The organism is Spirabiliibacterium mucosae (assembly GCF_014884965.1).
Lineage (GTDB): Bacteria > Pseudomonadota > Gammaproteobacteria > Enterobacterales > Pasteurellaceae > Spirabiliibacterium > Spirabiliibacterium mucosae.
The window spans coordinates 1-19,736 of record NZ_JABTBO010000008.1 but is presented as its reverse complement, the minus strand read 5'-3'; the positions used below and the strand labels follow the sequence as shown (position 1 = coordinate 19,736).

Here is a 19,736-nt window from a genome sequence, read left to right as displayed (position 1 = left end):
GCGAAATGCAGCGTTTGGCCAATTGGCTTGCACTTGATCAATTACCCAACCTTCGCCTGCGAGACATGCAGCTTGATAGCCGCGCGGTGGGGCAAAACGATGTGTTCGTCGCACTCAATGGCCACAGTGTGGACGGGCGCAAATTCATCCCGAACGCGGTTGCCCAAGGAGCCGCGCTGGTGCTGGCGCAAACCGATGACCCTGAAAAAGAGGGCAGCATCACTTATCAAGAAAACGTGCCCGTGGTGCACGTTTTTGCCCTTGAGCAAAAGCTCAGCCAGATTGCAGGGGATTTTTATGCCAACCCAAGCCGTGATTTGTGCGTGATTGGTGTCACCGGCACCAATGGCAAAACCACCGTGGCGCAGCTGCTGGCGCAATGGCTGGAGCTGTTAGGCACGCGCTCGGCGGTGATGGGCACCATCGGCAACGGGCTTTATGGCCAAGTGAAAAGTGCGGTCAACACCACCGGCTCCGCCGTTGAGGTGCAGGCCAATTTGCACGAGTTCAAAACCCAAGGCGCTAAAGCCGCGGTAATGGAGGTCTCCTCCCACGGTTTGGTGCAACACCGGGTGGAGGCGCTGCGCTTTGAGGCGGCGATTTTCACCAATTTAAGCCGCGATCACCTAGATTACCACTACACCATGCAAGCCTACGGCGAGGCGAAATTCCGCTTGTTTTCTGAATTAGATGTGAAACATCGCATCATCAACATTGACGACCCACTTGGCAAACAGTGGTGTGAGTGCTTGCCAAGTGCGGTTGCCGTGAGCAGCCAAGGCCAACGCATGGCCGACCGCACTTTTGTCTGCGCCAGGGAGGTGACCTACCACGCCCAAGGCGCGCGGATTGAAATTGATTCTAGCTGGGGTGAAGGCGTGTTGGAAAGCCGCCTGATCGGCGCGTTTAATGTCAGCAATGTATTGTTAGTGACCGCCACCTTGTTGCAACTTGGCCATCCGTTGACCGCACTTTGCGAAACGGCAGCGCAACTGACAGGCGTGTGCGGGCGGATGGAAGTGTTCAGCGCGCCCAATTGCCCAACTGCGATTGTGGATTACGCCCACACCCCTGATGCGTTAGAAAAAGCCTTGCACGCGGCACGCATTCACTGCCACGGCAAATTGTGGTGTGTGTTTGGCTGCGGTGGCGACCGCGACAAAGGCAAGCGCCCATTGATGGCGCAAGTGGCCGAAAAATGGGCTGATTGCATTGTGATCACCGACGACAACCCGCGCACAGAAGATGCCAAGCAAATTCTTGCCGACATCGAGCAAGGCTTGAGCGCTCAGGCAAATGCGCGTAGCATCAGTGGCCGTGAACAGGCGCTGGAATACGCAATCAGTCACGCCCAAGCCGATGATGTGGTGCTGGTGGCGGGCAAAGGTCATGAAGATTACCAAATTATCGGGCGCGAGAAGCACCATTTTTCCGACCGTGAAATGGTCGAGCAGTTTTTAAACCAATAGACGACAAATATGATTAGACTGACAACGGCACAGCTTGCAGAGATCCTCCACGCCGAGTTAATTGGTGCGGGCGATGTGGCCTGCACCGCGGTGAGCACCGACACGCGCAAGCCGTGCCCCAACGCATTGTTTTTTGCCCTCAAAGGGGAGAACTTTGACGCGCACAACTATTTAGACGCCGCCGCCGAGCAAGGCGCTGTGGCGCTGGTGGTGGAAGCACCCAACCGCACTTTAAGCGTGCCGCAACTGGTGGTGCGTGACACCCGCTTAGCCCTTGGGCAGCTCGGCAAATGGCTGAAAGCCGAACTGAAGCCGAAGACGGTGGCGATGACCGGCTCTTCTGGCAAAACCACGGTGAAAGAGATGACCGCGGCGATTTTGTCGCAAAAGGGCAAGGTGTTGTTCACCCAAGGTAATTTTAATAATGATATCGGCGTGCCGCTCACCTTGCTCAATTTAACGCCTGAGCACGAATTTGCCGTGATTGAGCTTGGCGCCAATCACAAAGGCGAGATCGCTTATACCACCTCACTGGTAGAACCTGACGTGGCGCTGGTGAATAACGTCGCACCCGCCCATCTTGAGGGCTTTGGCTCCCTTGAAGGCGTGGCGCAAGCGAAAGGCGAAATTTACCTCGGCTTGCCTGCCGACGGCGTTGCCCTTATCAACGCCAAATGCCACTACAGAGACAGTGTCTGGCGGGAAGCCATCGGCGCGCGCCAATGCCTGACTTTTGGGTTAAGCGACAGCGCGGATTACACCGCGCGCAACGTCAAACTCCACGCCAGTGGTGCCACGTTTGAGCTGGTCACGCCACAAGGGGCTATCGCCATAAACTCGCCATATCTCGGCGAGCATAACGTCAGCAACGCGCTGGCGGCTACCGCGTTGGCGATGCAAGCAGGCGCGAGTTTAGAACAAGTGAAAGCCGGCCTTGAGCAGCGCAACAGCGTCAAAGGGCGGTTATTCCCTGTGCCGCTCAACGAGAATGTGTTGGTGATTGATGACAGCTACAACGCCAATGTGGACTCCCTCAAAGCCGCCATTGCGGTGCTTGCGCGCGCGCAAGGCAAGCGGATTTTAGTGGTGGGGGACATGGCCGAGCTGGGCGAAAACACCCAAGCCTGCCACCGCAGTGTGGGCGAGGCCGCGCGCGATGCCCAGCTTGACGGCGTGCTGAGCTTTGGGAAAGAAAGTGCGGTAATCAGCGCACTGTGCCACGGGCAACATTTCACTGACAAAACCGCACTTTGCCAGGCGTTGTGCCAAGCGATTGAAAAGTGCGGTTTAGCAAACGAAAAAATGGTCATTTTAGTCAAAGGGTCGCGCTCACAACGGATGGAAGAGGTGATCGCGCAATTAAAGGATAAAGTATGTTAGTTTGGTTGGCTGAATATCTGGTTCAATACCATACGATTTTCAATGTGGTGTCTTATCTCACCTTCCGCTCCATTGTGGCGCTGTTGACGGCGCTGATGATCTGCTTGTGGATCGGGCCGAAGGTTATCCGCCGTTTACAAATGCTGCAAATCGGCCAAGTGGTGCGCCACGACGGGCCAGAGAGCCACTTTAGCAAACGCGGCACGCCAACAATGGGCGGGATTATGATCCTCTTTTCCATCGGTGTGAGCACCTTGTTGTGGGCGGATTTAACCAACAGCTACGTCTGGTGCGTGCTGTTTGTGCTGTTTGGCTACGGCGTGATTGGCTTTTTTGATGATTACCGCAAAGTGGTGCGCAAAAACACCGACGGCCTGATTGCCCGCTGGAAATATTTCTGGCTCTCGGTGGTGGCACTCATCGCTGTGTTTTGGATGTATGCCATCGGCAAAGACACCGCCGCCACCCAGCTGGTGGTGCCGTTTTTCAAAGAAGTGATGCCGCAACTGGGGCTGTTTTATGTGGTGCTGGCTTATTTTGTGATTGTTGGCACCAGCAACGCAGTTAACCTCACCGACGGCTTAGACGGCTTGGCGATTATGCCAACCGTGCTCGTTGCAGGCGCCTTTGCTTTAATCGCGTGGGCGACAGGTAATGTGAATTTTGCGCAATACTTGCACATTCCGTACATCAAACTCAGCGCCGAGCTGGCGATTGTGTGTACTGCTATCGTAGGCGCGGGCTTGGGCTTTTTGTGGTTCAACACCTATCCGGCGCAAGTGTTTATGGGCGATGTGGGCTCGCTGGCACTCGGCGGTGCGCTGGGTGTGATTGCTGTATTGGTGCGGCAAGAATTTTTGCTGGTGATCATGGGTGGCGTGTTTGTGATGGAAACCTTGTCGGTGATTTTGCAAGTCGGCTCGTATAAAATCCGCAAGCAGCGCATCTTCCGTATGGCGCCAATTCACCACCATTTTGAGCTCAAAGGCTGGCCTGAACCGCGTGTGATTATCCGTTTTTGGATTATCTCGCTGGTGCTGGTGTTAATTGGCTTAATCACGCTGAAATTGCGTTAAGGGCAGGCGATGGACTATCAAGGCAAAACCATTTGTGTTGTCGGGCTCGGCCAAAGTGGCCTGTCAAGCATTGACTATTTGACAAAGTGCGGTGCCCGCGTGCTCGCCATCGACACCCGCGCGAGAGAAAAATTTAACGGCACGCTGCCAGCAGGCGTGGAGGCGCATTTTGGCAGCCTGAATGGCGAGTGGCTCAACGCGTGTGATTTAATCGTGTTAAGCCCCGGTGTGGCGCTGGCGAAAGATGAAATCCAAGCGGCGATCGCCGCCGGCGTTGACGTGGTGGGCGACATTGAGCTTTTTTGCCGCGCCACAGGCAAGCCGATCATTGCGATTACTGGCTCCAACGGCAAAAGCACTGTCACCACCTTGGTTTATGAAATGGCCAAAGCCGCAGGCATCAAAGTCGGCCTGGGTGGCAATATTGGCATCCCAGCGCTCTCGCTGCTTGAGGGCGATTATGATCTTTTCGTGCTTGAGCTTTCAAGCTTCCAGCTCGAAACCACCTCATCCTTGCGCGCGGTGGCGGCGACCATTCTCAACGTCAGCCCCGATCATCTCGATCGCTACAACGGCAGCCTGACACTTTATCAACAAGCGAAAATGCGCATTTACACAGGCGCACAACACGCTATTTTCAACGCGCAAGATGCACTGACCAAACCGCAAAGTGCGGTCAACGCGATCAGCTTTGGCGTCGAGAATGCCGATTATTGCCTGCAGCCAGACGGCGAGCGCACCTGGCTGTGCGCTCAAGGTGAGCGTGTGCTTACAACGCGCGATCTCGGCATTGTAGGCCGCCATAACGAGCTCAACGCCTTGGCGGCACTGGCGCTGGCGGACGCGGCGGGCATTGCGCGCACAGGCGCGATTGCCGCGCTGAAAAGCTTCAAGGGGTTAGATCACCGCTTCCAGCTGGTGCACCAACACAACGGCGTGCGCTGGGTGAATGACTCCAAAGCCACCAACATTGGCAGCACGCAGGCGGCTCTGCACGGCTTACAGCTCGACGGTACCTTGCATTTACTGCTCGGCGGGCTGGGCAAAGGGCAAGATTTTAACGAACTCAAAAGTGCGGTCGCGCCTGAGTTTATCCAGCTTTATTGCTTTGGGCAAGACGGCGATTTGATGACCGCACTTTCACCGCGCACGCAACGCTTTGACACCATGGCAGAGGCCATTGACGCCATCCGCCGCGTGCTTAAGCCAGGTGACATGGTGTTGCTCTCGCCGGCGTGCGCTAGCTTTGACCAATTCAATGGCTTTGAGCACCGCGGAGAGGTGTTCAAGGCGCTGGCACAAAAGGAGAGCCGCTGATGACATTAAGTGCTCGCCTGCGCGCGGCCAGCCAAAAATGGTTCACCCTCACGCCCGATCATCTGCTTTATGATCGCACTTTGCTGTGGCAATTCATCTCGCTGATGGCGATTGGTTTTGTGATCATCACCTCGGCGTCCATCTCTGAGGGCAGCCGCCTTTACGACGACCCGTTTTATTTCGCCATCCGTGAGATGATGTACATCGCTATGGCCTGCCTAGTGGCCTTTATGTTCGTGTTTATCCCTGTTGAAAAATGGGAAAGATGGAGCCCGCTTATCCTGGGTATCACGATATTGCTGCTGATTGTGGTGCTGGTGCCCGGCATCGGCAAATCGGTTAACGGCGCGCGGCGCTGGATTGGCTTGGGCTTTTTGAATTTTCAGCCAGCGGAATTTGCCAAATTTGCGATGATTTGCTACCTCTCAAACTATTTTGTCCGCCGCTATGAACAAGTGCGGGAAAAACAATTGAGTGCGGTCAAGCCGGCCATTGTGCTGGTGGTGCTGGCCTCATTTTTGCTGCTGCAACCCGATTTCGGCAGCTTTATTGTGCTGGCCATCATCGTGTCTATTATGTTGTTTCTGGTTGGCGCGAAACTGATGCAATTCTTGGTGCTGGCGGCGCTGGGCATGCTTGGCGTTTATTTCTTGATTTTAAACTCCGCCTATCGGATGAAGCGCCTAACCTCCTTCGCCAACCCTTTTGATGACCCGTTCGGCGCGGGCTTTCAGCTTACCAACTCGTTGATTGCCTACGGCCGCGGTGAGTTTTTTGGCACCGGCCTTGGCAATTCCATTCAAAAATTGGAATACCTGCCCGAGGCGCACACTGACTTTATCATGGCGATTCTCGGTGAAGAATTTGGTTTAATTGGTATTTTCTGCGTGCTGGTGCTGTTCGCGCTGATGCTGCTGCGCATTCTCAAAATCGGCAAAGAGTCTTTGCTCTTAGGCCAGCGCTTTGGTGGCTATTTTGCCTTTGGCGCGGTGGCGTGGTTTTTCTTCCAAGGGTGTTATAATTTAGGCATGACCATGGCGGTGCTGCCGGTCAAGGGCTTTACCTTTCCGTTTATCAGCTACGGTGGCTCGAGTTTGATGGTCAGTGCCTTGGTGGTGGCGGTGATTTTGCGCATCGACCACGAAAACCGCCTAGCCCGCGCCCACGCCCACCTGCGAGAGGATTAAGGAGAATAAATGGAACAAAAACGCTTATTAGTCATGGCCGGTGGCACCGGTGGGCATGTGTTCCCTGCCATTGCCGTGGCGCGCAAATTGCAAGCCCAAGGCTGGCAGATTTGCTGGCTGGGCACGCGCGATCGCATGGAGGCGCAATTGGTGCCAAAGCACGGCATTGATATCAAATTTATCAAAATTTCTGGCCTGCGTGGCAAAAAGCTGACCGCACTTTTGGCCTCGCCGTTTGCCATCACCCGCGCGGTGTGGCAGGCGGTAAAAATCATCCGCGACTACAAGCCCCACGCCGTGCTCGGCATGGGCGGCTATGTGTCAGGCCCAGGTGGCATTGCCGCTAAACTGTGCGGCGTGCCGATTGTGCTGCATGAGCAAAACGCCGTGGCGGGCTTGACCAATTCCTGGCTGGCCAAAATCGCCACCCGCGTGCTGCAAGCCTTCCCCAATGCGTTTAAAGACGCTGAGGTGGTGGGCAACCCTGTGCGCGAGGAGTTTTTCCAACAAAGCGAACCCAAAGTGCGGTTTGCCCACCGCGACGGCGCGCTGAAGGTGCTGGTTGTTGGTGGCAGTCAAGGCGCGCGCGTGTTAAACTTCTTAATGCCTGAGGTGGTCAAAAAAATGCCTGAATTACGCATTCGCCACCAAGTGGGCAAAGGCAACGTGGAGGCCGTGCAGGCGTTTTACCCTGACGGCGCCGAGGTTGAGGTGAGCGAATTTATTGACGATATGGCCAGCGCCTACGCCGAGGCCGATGTGATCCTGTGCCGCAGTGGCGCGTTGACAGTGTGTGAGATTGCTGCCGTCGGTGCGGCGGCGGTGTTTGTGCCATTTCAGCATAAAGATCGCCAGCAATACCTCAACGCCAAGTTTTTAGCCGACAACAACGCCGCGGAGATTATCGAGCAAGCGCAGCTCAACCCTGATCGCATGGTCGGCTTGTTGCAACAGCTTGACCGTGCGCGCTTGTCTGACATGGCGCAGCAGGCCAAAATGCAAGCCACGCCCGATGCTGCCCAAAAGGTGGCGGATGTGATTGTCAGCGTGGCAAAATGAAAGTAGGAAACAATGAATAATAACGAATTACACAAAAATATCCGTGACATCGTGCCGAGCATGCGCCGCGTGCAGCAAATTCATTTTGTCGGCATCGGTGGCGCGGGCATGGGCGGCATTGCCGAAGTGCTGCTTAACGAAGGCTACAAAGTCACCGGCTCTGATATTAACCAAAGTGCGGTCACCGAGCGCTTGCAAAAATTAGGCGCGACGCTCTATTTCCAACACGCGGCTGAAAACGTCACCAACGCCAGCGTGGTGGTGGTCTCCAGCGCGATTAAAAACACTAACCCTGAAGTGCAAGCTGCTCGCCAAGCGCGCATCCCCGTGATTCAGCGCGCGCAAATGCTGGCAGAAATCATGCGCTTTCGCCACGGCATTGCCATCGCCGGCACCCACGGCAAAACCACCACCACAGCCATGATTGCGATGATCTACGCCCAAGCAGGGCTAGACCCGACATTCGTCAACGGCGGCTTGGTGAAATCTGCCGGCACCAACGCGCACTTAGGCGCCAGCCGCTATTTGATTGCCGAAGCTGATGAAAGTGACGCGTCGTTTTTGCACTTGCAGCCGATGGTGTCGGTGGTCACCAATATCGAACCTGACCACATGGAAACCTACCACGGCGATTTTACCCGCATGAAGCAAACCTACATCGACTTTTTGCACAATTTGCCGTTTTATGGCTTAGCGGTGGTGTGCGCCGATGATGCCACGATTGAAGAGCTGATCCCACAAATTGGTCGGCAGGTGATCACCTACGGCTTTAGCGAAAAGGCCGACTACCGCATTGAAAACTACCGCCAAACGGCTTTTCAAGGCCTTTATGACGTGGTGTTCCCAAGTGGGGAAACACTCAGCGTGGTGCTCAATGTGCCAGGCAAACACAACGCCCTCAACGCTACCGCCGCACTCGCTGTGGCGAAAGAAGAGGGGATTGACAACCAAGCGATTTTGACCGCACTTTCTGATTTCCAAGGCGCGGGGCGTCGCTTTGACCAGCTCGGCACCTTCCAACGCCCATGCGGCGCGGTGATGCTGGTGGATGACTACGGCCACCACCCAACCGAGGTGGACGTGACCATTCAAGCAGCGCGCGCAGGCTGGCAAAACAAACGGGTGGTGATGCTGTTTCAACCCCATCGCTACTCCCGCACGCGCGATTTGTTCGATGATTTCGTGCAAGTGCTTTCCAAAGTTGATGTGCTGCTGATGCTCGACGTTTACCCCGCTGGCGAAGAGCCGATTGCCGGAGCAGACAGCCGCGCGCTGTGCCGCTCGATTCGCAACCTTGGCATGGTGGACCCAATCCTAGTGTCGGATCCGGCCAAATTGCCTGAGATTATGGATCAAGTGCTGCAAGACGGCGATTTAGTGCTGGCGCAAGGGGCGGGCAATGTGAGCAAACTTTCGCGCCAATTGGTTGATCTATGGACAACTCAACAATAAAAGAGCAGTGTGATGAAAACCTTACAACAACAAAAAATCGCCGTGCTTTATGGCGGCAGCTCAGAAGAACGCAAAGTGTCACTGGCCTCGGGCAGTGCGATTATCGAGGCTCTGCGTGAGGCGGGGTTTGATGCCCACGGCGTGGACCCACAAGACTACGCGCTGGCCAATTTAAAACAAGACGGCTTTGATCGCGTGTTCAACATTTTGCATGGCCGCGGTGGTGAAGACGGCACTGTGCAAGGCTTGCTGGAGTGCATCGGCGTGCCGTACACCGGCTGTGGCGTGCTCGCCTCGTCGTTAACCATGGACAAATTACGCACCAAATTGTTATGGAAAGGCTTAGGCCTGCCGATTGCCGAGATGGAAGTGGTCACCCGCGAAACGGCCAACGCGTTGGATGTTGATGCCGTGGTCGCGCGTTTGGGCTTGCCGCTGATGGTTAAACCCTCCCTTGAAGGCTCAAGCGTGGGGCTGACCAAAGTTGACAGCGCCGAGCAACTCAAAAGTGCGGTTGACTACGCACTCGAATTTGACCAAACCGCACTTATCGAAGAGTGGCTGGCAGGTGCGGAGTATTCCGTGCCTGTGCTTGGCGGCGAGGTGCTGCCGGCGGTGAAAATTGTGCCCCAAGGCGAATTTTATGACTACGAGGCGAAGTATCTCTCTGATGCTACACAATATTTTTGCCCAGCAGGCCTGAGTGAGGCGCGTGAGCAGGAGTTGCGCGCATTGGTGAAAAGAGCCTACGACAGCGTGGGCTGCCGTGGCTGGAGCCGAATTGACGTGATGGAAGATGGCAACGGCGCGTTTCGCTTGGTGGAGGTGAATACCAACCCAGGCATGACCAGCCACAGCCTGTTCCCGATGTCGGCTAAAGTACACGGTTTGAGCTTTAGCCAACTGGTGGTGAAAATTTTACAACTGAGCGAATAATATGGCTGTTAAACCGCGTCCAAAACCGAAAAAGCCAAGGTGAGTGTAGGCGAGAGCGGCTTTAAGTTTTTTCCGCTTAAATCGCTATTTGTGGTACTATGTATAGTGCTTGCATATTTCGCCTACGCCCATTGGGATGAGTTTTTGGAAAAACTGGATGACAAACCCATTAGCGCGTTTGGCCTGATCGGCCAGCCGAAATACACCACGTTTGAGGATATTCGCAGCAGTTTGACCCAATTTGGCGAACTGAAGGGCTATTTTTCTCAGGATGTCAGCAAAATTAAACAACAAATTGAGCTGATGCCGTGGGTGCGTGGCGCGCTGGTGCGCAAAATTTGGCCGAATAAATTAAGCATTGCGGTGGCCGAATATATCCCTGTGGCCTATTGGAACGACAACCAGTTGCTGGCCGCCGATGGCGCGATATTCAGCCTGCCGCAAGAAAAGCGCCAAAATTTGGTGCTGCCGATTTTGCGCGGCAATGATTTCCAAAGCCGCGATGTGCTCAGCGCTTGGCATCAAATCAGCCAGGCGTTGAAAGCGAAAAATATGACCTTGCAGTCATTAGAGATTGACGACCGCGGCGCCTGGCAGGTCACGCTCGATTCTGGCGTGAGTTTGAAACTTGGGCGCGGTGAGTGGAAGCAGAAAATTGACCGCTTAGCGACAATTTTCCCGCAAATTGAGGTGCCTGAAAATCAGGCGATTGATTATATTGATTTACGCTATGCAAGCGGTGCGGCCGTGGGCTTTCGCCCGATCAGCGCACCTGAGCAGCTAACCGAATAACCATGGGCAAGAAGTGACAATTATGGCAAAAATCGTTGATTCAAAAATAAAAGTGGGTTTGGAAGTCGGCACGTCCAAAGTCGTTGCCGTTGTAGGTGAAGTGCTGCCCGATGGCGTAGTTAACGTGCTTGGCGTGGGCAGCAGCCCGTCAAAAGGGATTGACCGCGGCAGCATCACTGACCTTGACGCGGTGGTCAACTCCATTCAACGCGCAATTGAAGGTGCGGAATCCATTGCCGATTGCCAAATTGTTAGCGTATCGCTCGCCATCACCGGCGATCACATCTGCAGCCTTAACGAAAGTGGCTGGGTGCCGATCGGCAACGGTGAGGTCACCCAAGATGAAATTGATGATGCCATGACCATTGCGCAATCGGTTAAAATCGGCGAGGGCTTGAGCATTTTGCACGTGATTGAACAAGAGTTCTCCGTTGACAATCAGCCGAATATTAAAAATCCGCTCGGGCTGCAAGGCGTGCGGCTGCAAGCGCAAGCGCACTTGATTGCGGCTAATCAAAACCTGCTGAACAATTTGAAAAAGGCCGTGGAGCGCGCCAACCTCAAAGTGGATGAAGTGGTGTTCTCAGGCCTGGCCTCAAGCTATTCTGTGCTGACTGAAGACGAAAAAGAGCTTGGCGTATGCTTGATTGACATCGGTGGTGGCACGATTGACATCATCGGCTACACCAACGGTGCGCTGCGCTTTAGCAAGGTGATTCCTTACGCGGGCAACCGTGTGACCGACGACATCGCGTATGTGTTCAGCACCTCACGCATTGAGGCAGAAAAAATCAAAGTCGCCTTTGGCAGCGCGATCAATTTAGGCAAAGACGAAGAATTGCGTGGCGAAAGCGAGAAGAAAATTGAAGTGCCAAGCATTGGCAACCGCCCACCGCGCGTGCTTAAACGTGGCATGCTATCAGAGGTGATTTCAGACCGCTACAGTGAGCTTTTGGGCTTGGTGAACAATGAATTGGCCAAACTCAAACAAGAGCTGGATGCCAAGCACATTAAATCTGACATGATCGCAGGCGTGGTGCTCACCGGTGGTGGCGCCCAAATTCACGACATTCTCGCGTGTGCTGAAAATGTGTTCGGCCCACAAGTGCGGGTGGGAACTCCGCTGAATTTGACGGGTCTAACAGACTATGTCAACAAGCCGCAATACGCCACCGTGCTGGGGCTGTTGCAGCACAATCACGACGCGCCCGATGATTTAACCCGCCAAGATAAGGGCGGAAATGGCTTTAATTTGCTCGGCAGTGTGAAAAAAATGGCCAATTGGGTGAAAAATCAGTTTTGATAATTGACGCATTTAGCTTAGAATAGAAACAATTAGCAAAAAATTAGAAAGCAAACATAATAGGGAGAATCTATGTTTGAGCCAATCGAGTTTGAAGATATTTCCGATGCTGTAATTAAAGTCGTCGGCGTTGGTGGCGGCGGTGGTAATGCCGTTAACCACATGGTGCAAGAAGATATGCACGGTGTGGAATTTTATTCAATCAACACGGATGCTCAAGCATTGCGCAAAAGCCTCGTGCAACAAACCATTCAAATTGGTGGCGCCACCACCAAAGGTCTAGGTGCAGGGGCTAACCCGAATGTTGGCCGCCAAGCGGCAGAAGACGACAAAGAAGCCATCCGCAGCTGCCTTGATGGCGCCGATATGGTGTTTATCGCAGCCGGCATGGGCGGTGGCACGGGCACGGGTGCTGCACCTGTGGTGGCGCAGATTGCCAAAGAACTAGGCATTTTGACAGTCGCCGTGGTGACAAAACCATTTGGTTTTGAAGGCAAACGTCGCATGAGCTTTGCTGAGCAAGGCATTAAAGCGCTGTCGCAACACGTGGACTCATTGATTGTTATCCCTAATGACAAATTATTAAAGGTGCTAGGCAAAAACATCTCCCTAATCAATGCCTTTGCAACCGCAAATGAAATTTTACGCAACGCTGTGCGCGGCATTTCTGAGTTGATCACCTCACCGGGTTTGATCAACGTTGACTTTGCAGACGTGCGCACCGTGATGCAAGAAATGGGTAACGCCATGATGGGTACTGGTATCGGCCAAGGTGAAGCAGGCAGTGGCCGTGCAGACCAAGCCGCGCAAGAAGCGGTCGCCAGCCCATTGTTGGAAGATATCGACCTCTCAGGTGCGCGTGGCGTGCTGGTCAATGTTACCTCTGGCCCTGATTTGAGCTTGGATGAGTTCTACACTATTGGTGATACCGTGAAAGCCTTTGCTGACCCAGAAGCGACCATTGTGGTGGGTTCAAGCTTGGTGCCAGAGATGGAAAACGAAATCCGTGTCACCATCGTGGCAACTGGCATCGGTGGCATGCGTGAAGCGGAAGAAGTGGTGCTAGTTAAGCCAAACACAGGCTTTGACAACGCCAATTTAAATTCGCCAACTAACAACGGTTACGCGAGCGGAAATTACAACAATAAAAGTGCGGTCGGCGCTGAAGCCCCTGCACCAAAAGAAGAAAAAGATCTTTTTGATGTGCCGTCTTTCTTAAGAAAACAAGCAGATTAATTACCGCACTTTTAGTGCTAAGTGAAACGGTTATGTTAAAACAACGAACACTCAAACAAAGTATTAAAGTCACTGGCATCGGGTTGCACAGTGGCAAAAAAGTCACCCTGACATTGCGCCCTGCGCAAGAAAACACAGGCGTGATCTATTGCCGCACCGATCTCAACCCGCCAGTGAGCTTTGTGGCGAATGCTGATGCCATTCGCGACACCATGCTTTGCACCTGTTTAGTCAATGACGACGGCGTGCGTGTGTCAACCGTTGAGCACATCAATGCCGCCCTTGCCGCCCTTGGCATCGACAACATTATCGTGGAAGTGGACGCGCCTGAAATCCCTATCATGGACGGCAGTGCCGCACCGTTTATCTACTTATTGTTGGACGCGGGGATTGAAGAGCAAAATGCCGCCAAACGCTTCTTGCGCGTGAAAAAACGCGTGCGCGTTGAAGACGGCGATAAATGGGCGGAGCTCAAGCCATACAGCGGCTTTAAGCTCAATTTCACTATTGATTTCAAACACCCAGCCATTGCGGAAAATGTCACGCACTATGAGCTGGAATTTTCAAGCCAAGCGTTTATCCAGCAAATTAGCCGTGCCCGCACTTTTGGCTTTATGAAAGACATTGAATACTTGCAAGCCCAAGGCCTCGCCCTTGGCGGCAGCTTAGACAATGCCATTGTGCTTGACGACTACCGCATTTTAAATGAAGATGGCTTGCGCTTTGAAGACGAACTGGTGCGCCACAAATTGCTTGACGCGGTGGGCGACCTTTACATGGCCAGCCACAACATTATCGGCGAATACAGCGCGTTCAAATCTGGTCATGGGCTCAATAACAAACTGTTGCGTGCCTTGCTCGCCGACAGTGAGGCGTGGGAGTACATCACCTTCGATGAAAAAACTCGCATCCCACAAGGTTATGTTGCACCAGCACAAATTATGATTTAATCAAACAAGCCATATTTTCGAATATGGCTTTTTTATTGGCAAAAAAGAGTACAGCAAATGGACATCAGCTTAGACAAAATTTATTCTGGCAAAGTGCGGGATCTTTACGCAATCGACGACAAACGTATGCTGATGGTGGCCAGCGACCGCCTCAGCGCCTTTGATGTGATTTTAGACGACCCGATCCCGCAAAAAGGCGAAATTCTCACCCAAATTTCCAACTTTTGGTTTAATAAACTCGCCCACATCATGCCAAACCACTTCACCGGCGACAGCGTGTTTGACGTTTTGCCCAAAGCACAAGCCGAGCAGTTGCAACACCGCGCGGTGGTGTGCAAGCGCTTAACGCCGATTAAAATTGAATCTATTGTGCGTGGCTATCTCACTGGCAGCGGCTTGAAAGACTACCGCAAAACCGGTGAAATTTGCGGCATCAAACTGCCTGAAGGCCTAGTGGAGGCGAGCAAATTGCCACAGCCAATCTTTACCCCATCAAGCAAAGCGGCGGTGGGTGACCACGATGAAAACATCACCTTTGAACAATGCGAGCAGCTCATTGGCAAAGAACTGGCCGCCCAAGTGCGGGAAAAGGCCATCGCGCTTTACACCGCCGCGGCGGAATACGCACTGAGCAAAGGCATCATTATTTGTGATACCAAATTTGAATTTGGTCTCGATGAAAACGGCACATTAACGCTGATGGACGAGGTGCTCACACCGGATTCTAGCCGTTTTTGGGCAGTGGAAAATTACCAAGAGGGCACCAATCCGCCGTCGTTCGACAAACAATTTGTACGCGACTGGCTTGAGCAAAGTGGCTGGAACAAACGCCCACCGGCGCCAAAAGTGCCCGCCGATGTGATTGAAAAAACAGTCGCAAAATACCGCGAGGCGCTCAACATCCTCACCGCGTAATCACCACAACCGCACTTTGCGCTCAAAGTGCGGTTGCTTTATGGCGTGCCTTTGCCTACAATCGGGGTAACTGCAATCACCAACAAGCCCCATGAAAAACGTCAAAACCTATTTGCAACGCTACATCGACTGGGTCATCCGCATCGGCAAAATCCGCTTTTCGCTGCTCGGGCTCATCTTCCTGGCCGGCTACGCGCTGATTATTCAAGCCATCACCACGCTGATTTTTACCGGCAACCTCTACTGGCAAGACATTATCCGCTCAGTGGTGTTTGGGCTGTGCTCCGCGCCTTTTGCGATCTATTTTTTCTCGGTGATTATCGAGCGCCTTGAACTAGCGCGCCAACGCAGTGAAAAAACGCTGGTGCAGCTGCAAACCTTGCGCGCCCACGACAACCAGCTCAACCGCGAACTCAACGACAAAAACCGCCAACTCAGCGCCGAGGTGAAAGAGCGCGAGCGGGTGCAACTGGAGCTTGAGCGCAACGCGCAATTGCTGCGCTCGTTTTTTGATGCCTCGCCGGATTTGGTCTTCTACCGCGGGGAAGACCACCGCTACCGTGGCGCCAACAAGGCGGTGGAGCGCCTCACCGGCAAAAGCGAGGCGGAGCTGAAAAATCTCACGCCGATGGATATTTTCAGTGATGAAAATGCCTCACAAGCCCAAGCCAGCGACATTTTGGTGCGCCAAACGCGGCGCAAGCTCAGCTACGAGCAGCATTTGACGTACCCTAACGGCCAGCAAGCGTGCTTTGAAATCGTCAAAGTGCCCTATTTTGACAAAGCCAGCGAGCAGTGCTTGGTGATTGGCTTTGGGCGTGATATCACCGAGCGGCGCAATTACCAAGCGATGGTGGAGAAAAATAGCCGCGATAAAACCCAGATGATGACCACCATCAGCCACGAGCTGAAAACCCCGCTCAACGGCATCATCGGCCTAAGCCGCATTTTGCTTGACGGCCATTTGACCGAGCAGCAGCGCGATTATTTACAGACGATCAAAGTCAGCGCCGTCTCCCTTGGGCATATTTTCAACGATTTAGTGGATTTGGAAAAAATCGAAACCCAACGCATTGAGCTGTCTGAAAAGCGTTGCGATTTCAATCAATTATTAAACGACATCAACAATATCGCCTCAGTGATGGCGGCGCAAAAGCAGCTGCAATTCAAGCTCGAACTCTCACCCAATTTGCCAGACTGGATTGAGGTGGACGCCATTCGGCTCAATCAAATTTTGTGGAACGTGATCAACAACGCCGTGAAATTCACCCAAAAAGGCTGGGTGAAACTGGCGGTCTCCAGCCAACAGCCTAATCGCTTGACCTTTGCCATCAGCGACAGCGGCATCGGGATTGCTGAAGATGAACTGGACAAAATTTTTGGGATGTATTACCAAGTGCGCGGTGATGCCAATATGCGCGCGCTCGGCTCGGGCATTGGGCTAAATGTGGCGAAAACCCTCGCGCAGCTGATGCACGGCGATTTAACGGTGCAAAGCACGCTAGGGGCGGGCACCACCTTCACCCTCGATATCCTCGCGCCAAGCCTTGCACCAGAAACAGATGCTGCGCTGCCGCCTAACATTGAAGCGCTGCACATTTTGCTGGTGGAAGATATTGAAGTCAACATTATCGTCGCCAAATCCATTTTGGAGAAAATGGGCTACCGTGTGGATGTGGCGATGAACGGCGCCGAGGCGTTGGCCAAATTTGAGCAAAACAGTTACGACTTGCTGCTACTCGACATTCAGCTGCCGGATATGAGCGGGTTTGACATCGCCCAAACCCTGCGCGCACGCTATGAAAACGATGAAATTGACTACCTCCCGCCGCTGGTGGCGCTCACCGCCAATGTGATGCGGGATAAAACCTATTATCTCGAGCACGGCATGGACGACGCGCTCGCCAAGCCGCTGTCACTTGATGCCCTCAACGCCACGCTGCACGCGCTGTTTGACGGCATTGAGCCAAGCACCAGCGCGGCGCTAAGCGAAAGCACTACAAGTGAGTTTGACCAACCGCTGCTCACGCAATTGCTCGAGCTGCTCGGCAAAGCGCAAGTGCTCGAAAGTTTAGCTCTGTTTGAGCGCAGCATGCCAAGCTACATTGGCGAGCTCAACACCGCCTATCAGCGCTTCCTCACCACAGGAGAAAACGCAAGTGCGGTCGGCGAGTGCGCGCACAAAATCAAAGGCGCGGCCGCCTCGATTGGGCTGGCCACGCTGCGCGATGTGGCTGAGCTGGCCCAGCACACTGAACGCGAGGGCTGGCGCGAGCACATCGCCCAGTGGGTGGCGCAAATGCAAGCTTGGCGCGCGGAGTTTGACCGCCTGCGCCAATGGATAGACCAACAAGCACAAGGAACACTATGACAACACAGCAGCCGTGCATCGCCATTGTGGCAGGGGAAGTCTCAGGTGATATTTTAGGCGCGGGCTTGATTGACGCGCTCAAAGCGCATTACCCCAACGCGCGCTTTATCGGCGTTGCCGGGCCGAAAATGCAGCAAGCCGGCATGGAAAGCCTGTTTGATATGGAAGAACTGGCCGTGATGGGGCTGGCGGAGGTGGTCAAGCACCTGCCGCGCCTGCTCAAAAGGCGCAAAGCGCTGATTGCCTATTTATTGGCGCAACGGCCGGATATTTTCATCGGCATCGACGCGCCCGATTTCAACCTCACGGTCGAGCGCGTGCTTAAAGACAACGGCATCAAAACGATTCATTATGTCAGCCCGTCGGTATGGGCGTGGCGGCAAAATCGCATTCACACCATCGCCAAAGCCACCCACCTTGTGCTGGCCTTTTTGCCGTTTGAAAAGGCCTTTTACGACCGCTTCAACGTGCCGTGCCGCTTTGTGGGCCACACCATGGCCGATGCCATCCCGCTGGAAGTTGACCGCACTTTAGTGGCGCAAACCCTTGATCTCGCGCCAGATAAGCGCTATGTCGCGATGTTGCCAGGCAGCCGCGGGGCAGAGGTGGCGTTTCTCACCCCGACCTTTTTGCACGCCGCGCAACAGCTTAAAGCGCGCTTTCCTGATGTGACGTTTTTGGTGCCTTTTGTTAACGCCAAACGCCGCGCCCAATTTGAGGCGATGAAACAACAACTTGCGCCCGATCTCGCGCTCACGTTGCTAAACGGCCACGCGCGCGAGGCGATGCAGCTGGCGAGTGCGACCATGCTGGCCTCGGGCACCGCGGCGCTGGAGTGCATGCTGTGCGGCTCGCCGATGGTGGTGTGCTACAAAATGAAGCCGCTGACTTACTTCCTCGCCAAACGCTTGGTGAAAACGCCGTATATCTCGCTGCCGAATTTGCTGGCCGATGCACCACTGGTGCCCGAGCTTATCCAGCATGACTGCACGCCGGAGCGCATTTGTGAGGAAATTGGCGCTATTTTAAGCAATCCTGATAAGGCGCAACAACTCAAAGTGCGGTTCAAGCAGCTGCATCAACACATCCGCTGCAACGCCGACGAGCAAGCCGCGCAAGCGGTGGTGGAGGTGCTCAATGGTGAAGTTTGACTATCCGCACAATGTGGGCCTCATCGCCGGCGTGGATGAAGTCGGCCGCGGCCCGCTGGTGGGTGCGGTGGTCACCGCCGCGGTGATTTTAGACCCCGCCCGCCCGATTGCAGGCCTAATGGATTCGAAAAAACTCAGCGTGAAAAAGCGACAAATGCTAGCCGAGGCGATCAAAGCCAATGCGCTGGCCTATGCCTATGGTCGCGCCGAGGCGTGGGAGATTGATGAGTTGAATATTCTCCACGCCAGCTTGCTGGCCATGCAGCGTGCGGTGGCGAATTTGCCTGTGCAACCGCACTTTGTGTTGGTTGACGGCAACCGCGTGCCGCCAGATTTGGCGCAACCTGCGCAGGCGGTGGTGAAGGGGGATAGTTTGGTCGCAGAGATTTCCGCGGCGTCAATTTTGGCCAAGGTGGCGCGCGATGCGGAGATGCTGGCATTGGATGCGCGGTATCCTGACTATGGTTTTGCGCAGCATAAGGGGTATCCGACGGCGTTGCATTTGGCGAAATTACGCGAGCTAGGCCCGTTGCCCGATCATCGTCGCTCTTTCGCCCCCGTCCGCCGCGCCCTTAAGGATGTTTAACCGCACTTTGGGTTTTCGTTGTTTTGTGCAGGCGCTCGGCGCGCGCTTGTTCATAACTTCGTTATCTCTATCGTTTTCTCCCTGTTCTCTTTCATGACTCCGTCATGGCGCTACGGTTTCGCCGTTGGTGACTTCCTTTCTTTGCTTGTCCAAAGAAAGGAAGCAAAGAAACGACATTTTGCCCCTGTCCATAAGATATTCGCTTAGCGCCAAATTACTAAGACTCGCTCGGGATCAAACCCTCCCTCGCCTAGCACTTTAGGCACACGCTCAGCATCTTATTCCGGGGGCGATCGTATAGCGAAATTTTTAATTTTGAAATGCAAAGTGCGGTCACCGCACTTTTAAACTGACTTTGAAACCGCACTTTTGATCTACAAAACACTGAATGTCGTAGTTCGGTCCGCCATTTTTCGCGCGGAAATGGAGCGGTTGGGTAAATTTCAAGGAAGCATTTAAGCGCCTGCATTAAATGCGACGTAGAAATTCCCAACAAGCGAGATTTCCTTAAAAATGGCAACGCCGTTTCTTTCCCCGATTTCTTTGGGCGAGCAAA

At 53.9% G+C, this 19,736-nt stretch carries 16 protein-coding genes; all 16 read left to right on the top strand.

The annotated features are described in order from the left end of the window. Positions 1–5: 5 nt before the first annotated feature. On the top strand, positions 6–1,469 hold the full coding sequence (murE, locus tag HPC37_RS04150; protein WP_208121943.1) for a UDP-N-acetylmuramoyl-L-alanyl-D-glutamate--2,6-diaminopimelate ligase: 1,464 nt from the start codon (positions 6–8) through the stop codon (positions 1,467–1,469). A 9-nt stretch (positions 1,470–1,478) separates the two neighbouring features. Continuing rightward, positions 1,479–2,849 carry a UDP-N-acetylmuramoyl-tripeptide--D-alanyl-D-alanine ligase gene (murF, locus tag HPC37_RS04145; RefSeq protein ID WP_208121942.1) on the top strand — a complete coding sequence of 457 codons (1,371 nt, stop codon included), beginning with the start codon at positions 1,479–1,481 and terminating at the stop codon, positions 2,847–2,849. After that, complete coding sequence (gene mraY, locus HPC37_RS04140) at positions 2,843–3,925, top strand: phospho-N-acetylmuramoyl-pentapeptide-transferase (protein WP_208121941.1); 1,083 nt, start codon at positions 2,843–2,845, stop codon at positions 3,923–3,925. Before murF ends, mraY begins: the two co-directional genes overlap by 7 nt. Before the next feature lie 9 nt (positions 3,926–3,934). Next, complete coding sequence (gene murD, locus HPC37_RS04135) at positions 3,935–5,242, top strand: UDP-N-acetylmuramoyl-L-alanine--D-glutamate ligase (RefSeq protein ID WP_208121940.1); 1,308 nt, start codon at positions 3,935–3,937, stop codon at positions 5,240–5,242. Beyond that, positions 5,242–6,429 (top strand): putative lipid II flippase FtsW, encoded by a 1,188-nt coding sequence (ftsW, locus tag HPC37_RS04130; RefSeq protein WP_208121939.1) that lies wholly within the window; start codon positions 5,242–5,244, stop codon positions 6,427–6,429. The genes murD and ftsW overlap by 1 nt, the downstream gene beginning before the upstream one ends. Positions 6,430–6,438: 9 nt before the next feature. Beyond that, the gene (murG, locus tag HPC37_RS04125) at positions 6,439–7,488 is read left to right on the top strand and encodes an undecaprenyldiphospho-muramoylpentapeptide beta-N-acetylglucosaminyltransferase (protein ID WP_208121938.1); all 1,050 of its coding nucleotides are present in this window, start codon (positions 6,439–6,441) and stop codon (positions 7,486–7,488) included. Positions 7,489–7,500: 12 nt separating this feature from the next. Continuing rightward, positions 7,501–8,940 carry a UDP-N-acetylmuramate--L-alanine ligase gene (gene murC, locus HPC37_RS04120; RefSeq protein WP_208121937.1) on the top strand — a complete coding sequence of 480 codons (1,440 nt, stop codon included), beginning with the start codon at positions 7,501–7,503 and terminating at the stop codon, positions 8,938–8,940. Positions 8,941–8,949: 9 nt separating this feature from the next. Next, a complete protein-coding gene (locus HPC37_RS04115) occupies positions 8,950–9,876 on the top strand; it encodes a D-alanine--D-alanine ligase (protein ID WP_208121936.1) in 927 nt (308 codons plus the stop codon). A 105-nt stretch (positions 9,877–9,981) separates the two neighbouring features. Beyond that, a complete protein-coding gene (locus tag HPC37_RS04110; protein WP_345790003.1) occupies positions 9,982–10,668 on the top strand; it encodes a cell division protein FtsQ/DivIB in 687 nt (228 codons plus the stop codon). 22 nt (positions 10,669–10,690) lie between these two features. Continuing rightward, on the top strand, positions 10,691–11,971 hold the full coding sequence (ftsA, locus tag HPC37_RS04105) for a cell division protein FtsA (RefSeq protein WP_208121934.1): 1,281 nt from the start codon (positions 10,691–10,693) through the stop codon (positions 11,969–11,971). 72 nt (positions 11,972–12,043) lie between these two features. Further along, on the top strand, positions 12,044–13,207 hold the full coding sequence (ftsZ, locus tag HPC37_RS04100; RefSeq protein WP_208121933.1) for a cell division protein FtsZ: 1,164 nt from the start codon (positions 12,044–12,046) through the stop codon (positions 13,205–13,207). A 32-nt stretch (positions 13,208–13,239) separates the two neighbouring features. Beyond that, entirely contained in the window at positions 13,240–14,157 is a 918-nt protein-coding gene (lpxC, locus tag HPC37_RS04095) for a UDP-3-O-acyl-N-acetylglucosamine deacetylase (protein WP_208121932.1), read from the top strand. 57 nt (positions 14,158–14,214) lie between these two features. Then, complete coding sequence (locus HPC37_RS04090; RefSeq protein WP_208121931.1) at positions 14,215–15,072, top strand: phosphoribosylaminoimidazolesuccinocarboxamide synthase; 858 nt, start codon at positions 14,215–14,217, stop codon at positions 15,070–15,072. Between the two features lie 91 nt (positions 15,073–15,163). Next, positions 15,164–17,443 carry an ATP-binding protein gene (locus tag HPC37_RS04085; protein ID WP_208121930.1) on the top strand — a complete coding sequence of 760 codons (2,280 nt, stop codon included), beginning with the start codon at positions 15,164–15,166 and terminating at the stop codon, positions 17,441–17,443. Further along, entirely contained in the window at positions 17,440–18,594 is a 1,155-nt protein-coding gene (gene lpxB, locus HPC37_RS04080; protein ID WP_208121929.1) for a lipid-A-disaccharide synthase, read from the top strand. Before HPC37_RS04085 ends, lpxB begins: the two co-directional genes overlap by 4 nt. Further along, positions 18,581–19,180: a ribonuclease HII gene (gene rnhB, locus HPC37_RS04075; RefSeq protein WP_208121928.1), complete on the top strand. Its 600-nt coding sequence runs from the start codon at positions 18,581–18,583 to the stop codon at positions 19,178–19,180. The genes lpxB and rnhB overlap by 14 nt, the downstream gene beginning before the upstream one ends. The last annotated feature ends 556 nt before the right edge of the window (positions 19,181–19,736 follow it).

Coding starts and splice junctions, on each gene's coding strand:
- murE (WP_208121943.1), top strand. CDS start 6: ATGCAGCGTTTGGCCAATTGGCTTGCACTTGATCAATTACCCAACCTT.
- murF (WP_208121942.1), top strand. CDS start 1,479: ATGATTAGACTGACAACGGCACAGCTTGCAGAGATCCTCCACGCCGAG.
- mraY (WP_208121941.1), top strand. CDS start 2,843: ATGTTAGTTTGGTTGGCTGAATATCTGGTTCAATACCATACGATTTTC.
- murD (WP_208121940.1), top strand. CDS start 3,935: ATGGACTATCAAGGCAAAACCATTTGTGTTGTCGGGCTCGGCCAAAGT.
- ftsW (WP_208121939.1), top strand. CDS start 5,242: ATGACATTAAGTGCTCGCCTGCGCGCGGCCAGCCAAAAATGGTTCACC.
- murG (WP_208121938.1), top strand. CDS start 6,439: ATGGAACAAAAACGCTTATTAGTCATGGCCGGTGGCACCGGTGGGCAT.
- murC (WP_208121937.1), top strand. CDS start 7,501: ATGAATAATAACGAATTACACAAAAATATCCGTGACATCGTGCCGAGC.
- ftsA (WP_208121934.1), top strand. CDS start 10,691: ATGGCAAAAATCGTTGATTCAAAAATAAAAGTGGGTTTGGAAGTCGGC.
- ftsZ (WP_208121933.1), top strand. CDS start 12,044: ATGTTTGAGCCAATCGAGTTTGAAGATATTTCCGATGCTGTAATTAAA.
- lpxC (WP_208121932.1), top strand. CDS start 13,240: ATGTTAAAACAACGAACACTCAAACAAAGTATTAAAGTCACTGGCATC.
- HPC37_RS04090 (WP_208121931.1), top strand. CDS start 14,215: ATGGACATCAGCTTAGACAAAATTTATTCTGGCAAAGTGCGGGATCTT.
- HPC37_RS04085 (WP_208121930.1), top strand. CDS start 15,164: ATGAAAAACGTCAAAACCTATTTGCAACGCTACATCGACTGGGTCATC.
- lpxB (WP_208121929.1), top strand. CDS start 17,440: ATGACAACACAGCAGCCGTGCATCGCCATTGTGGCAGGGGAAGTCTCA.
- rnhB (WP_208121928.1), top strand. CDS start 18,581: ATGGTGAAGTTTGACTATCCGCACAATGTGGGCCTCATCGCCGGCGTG.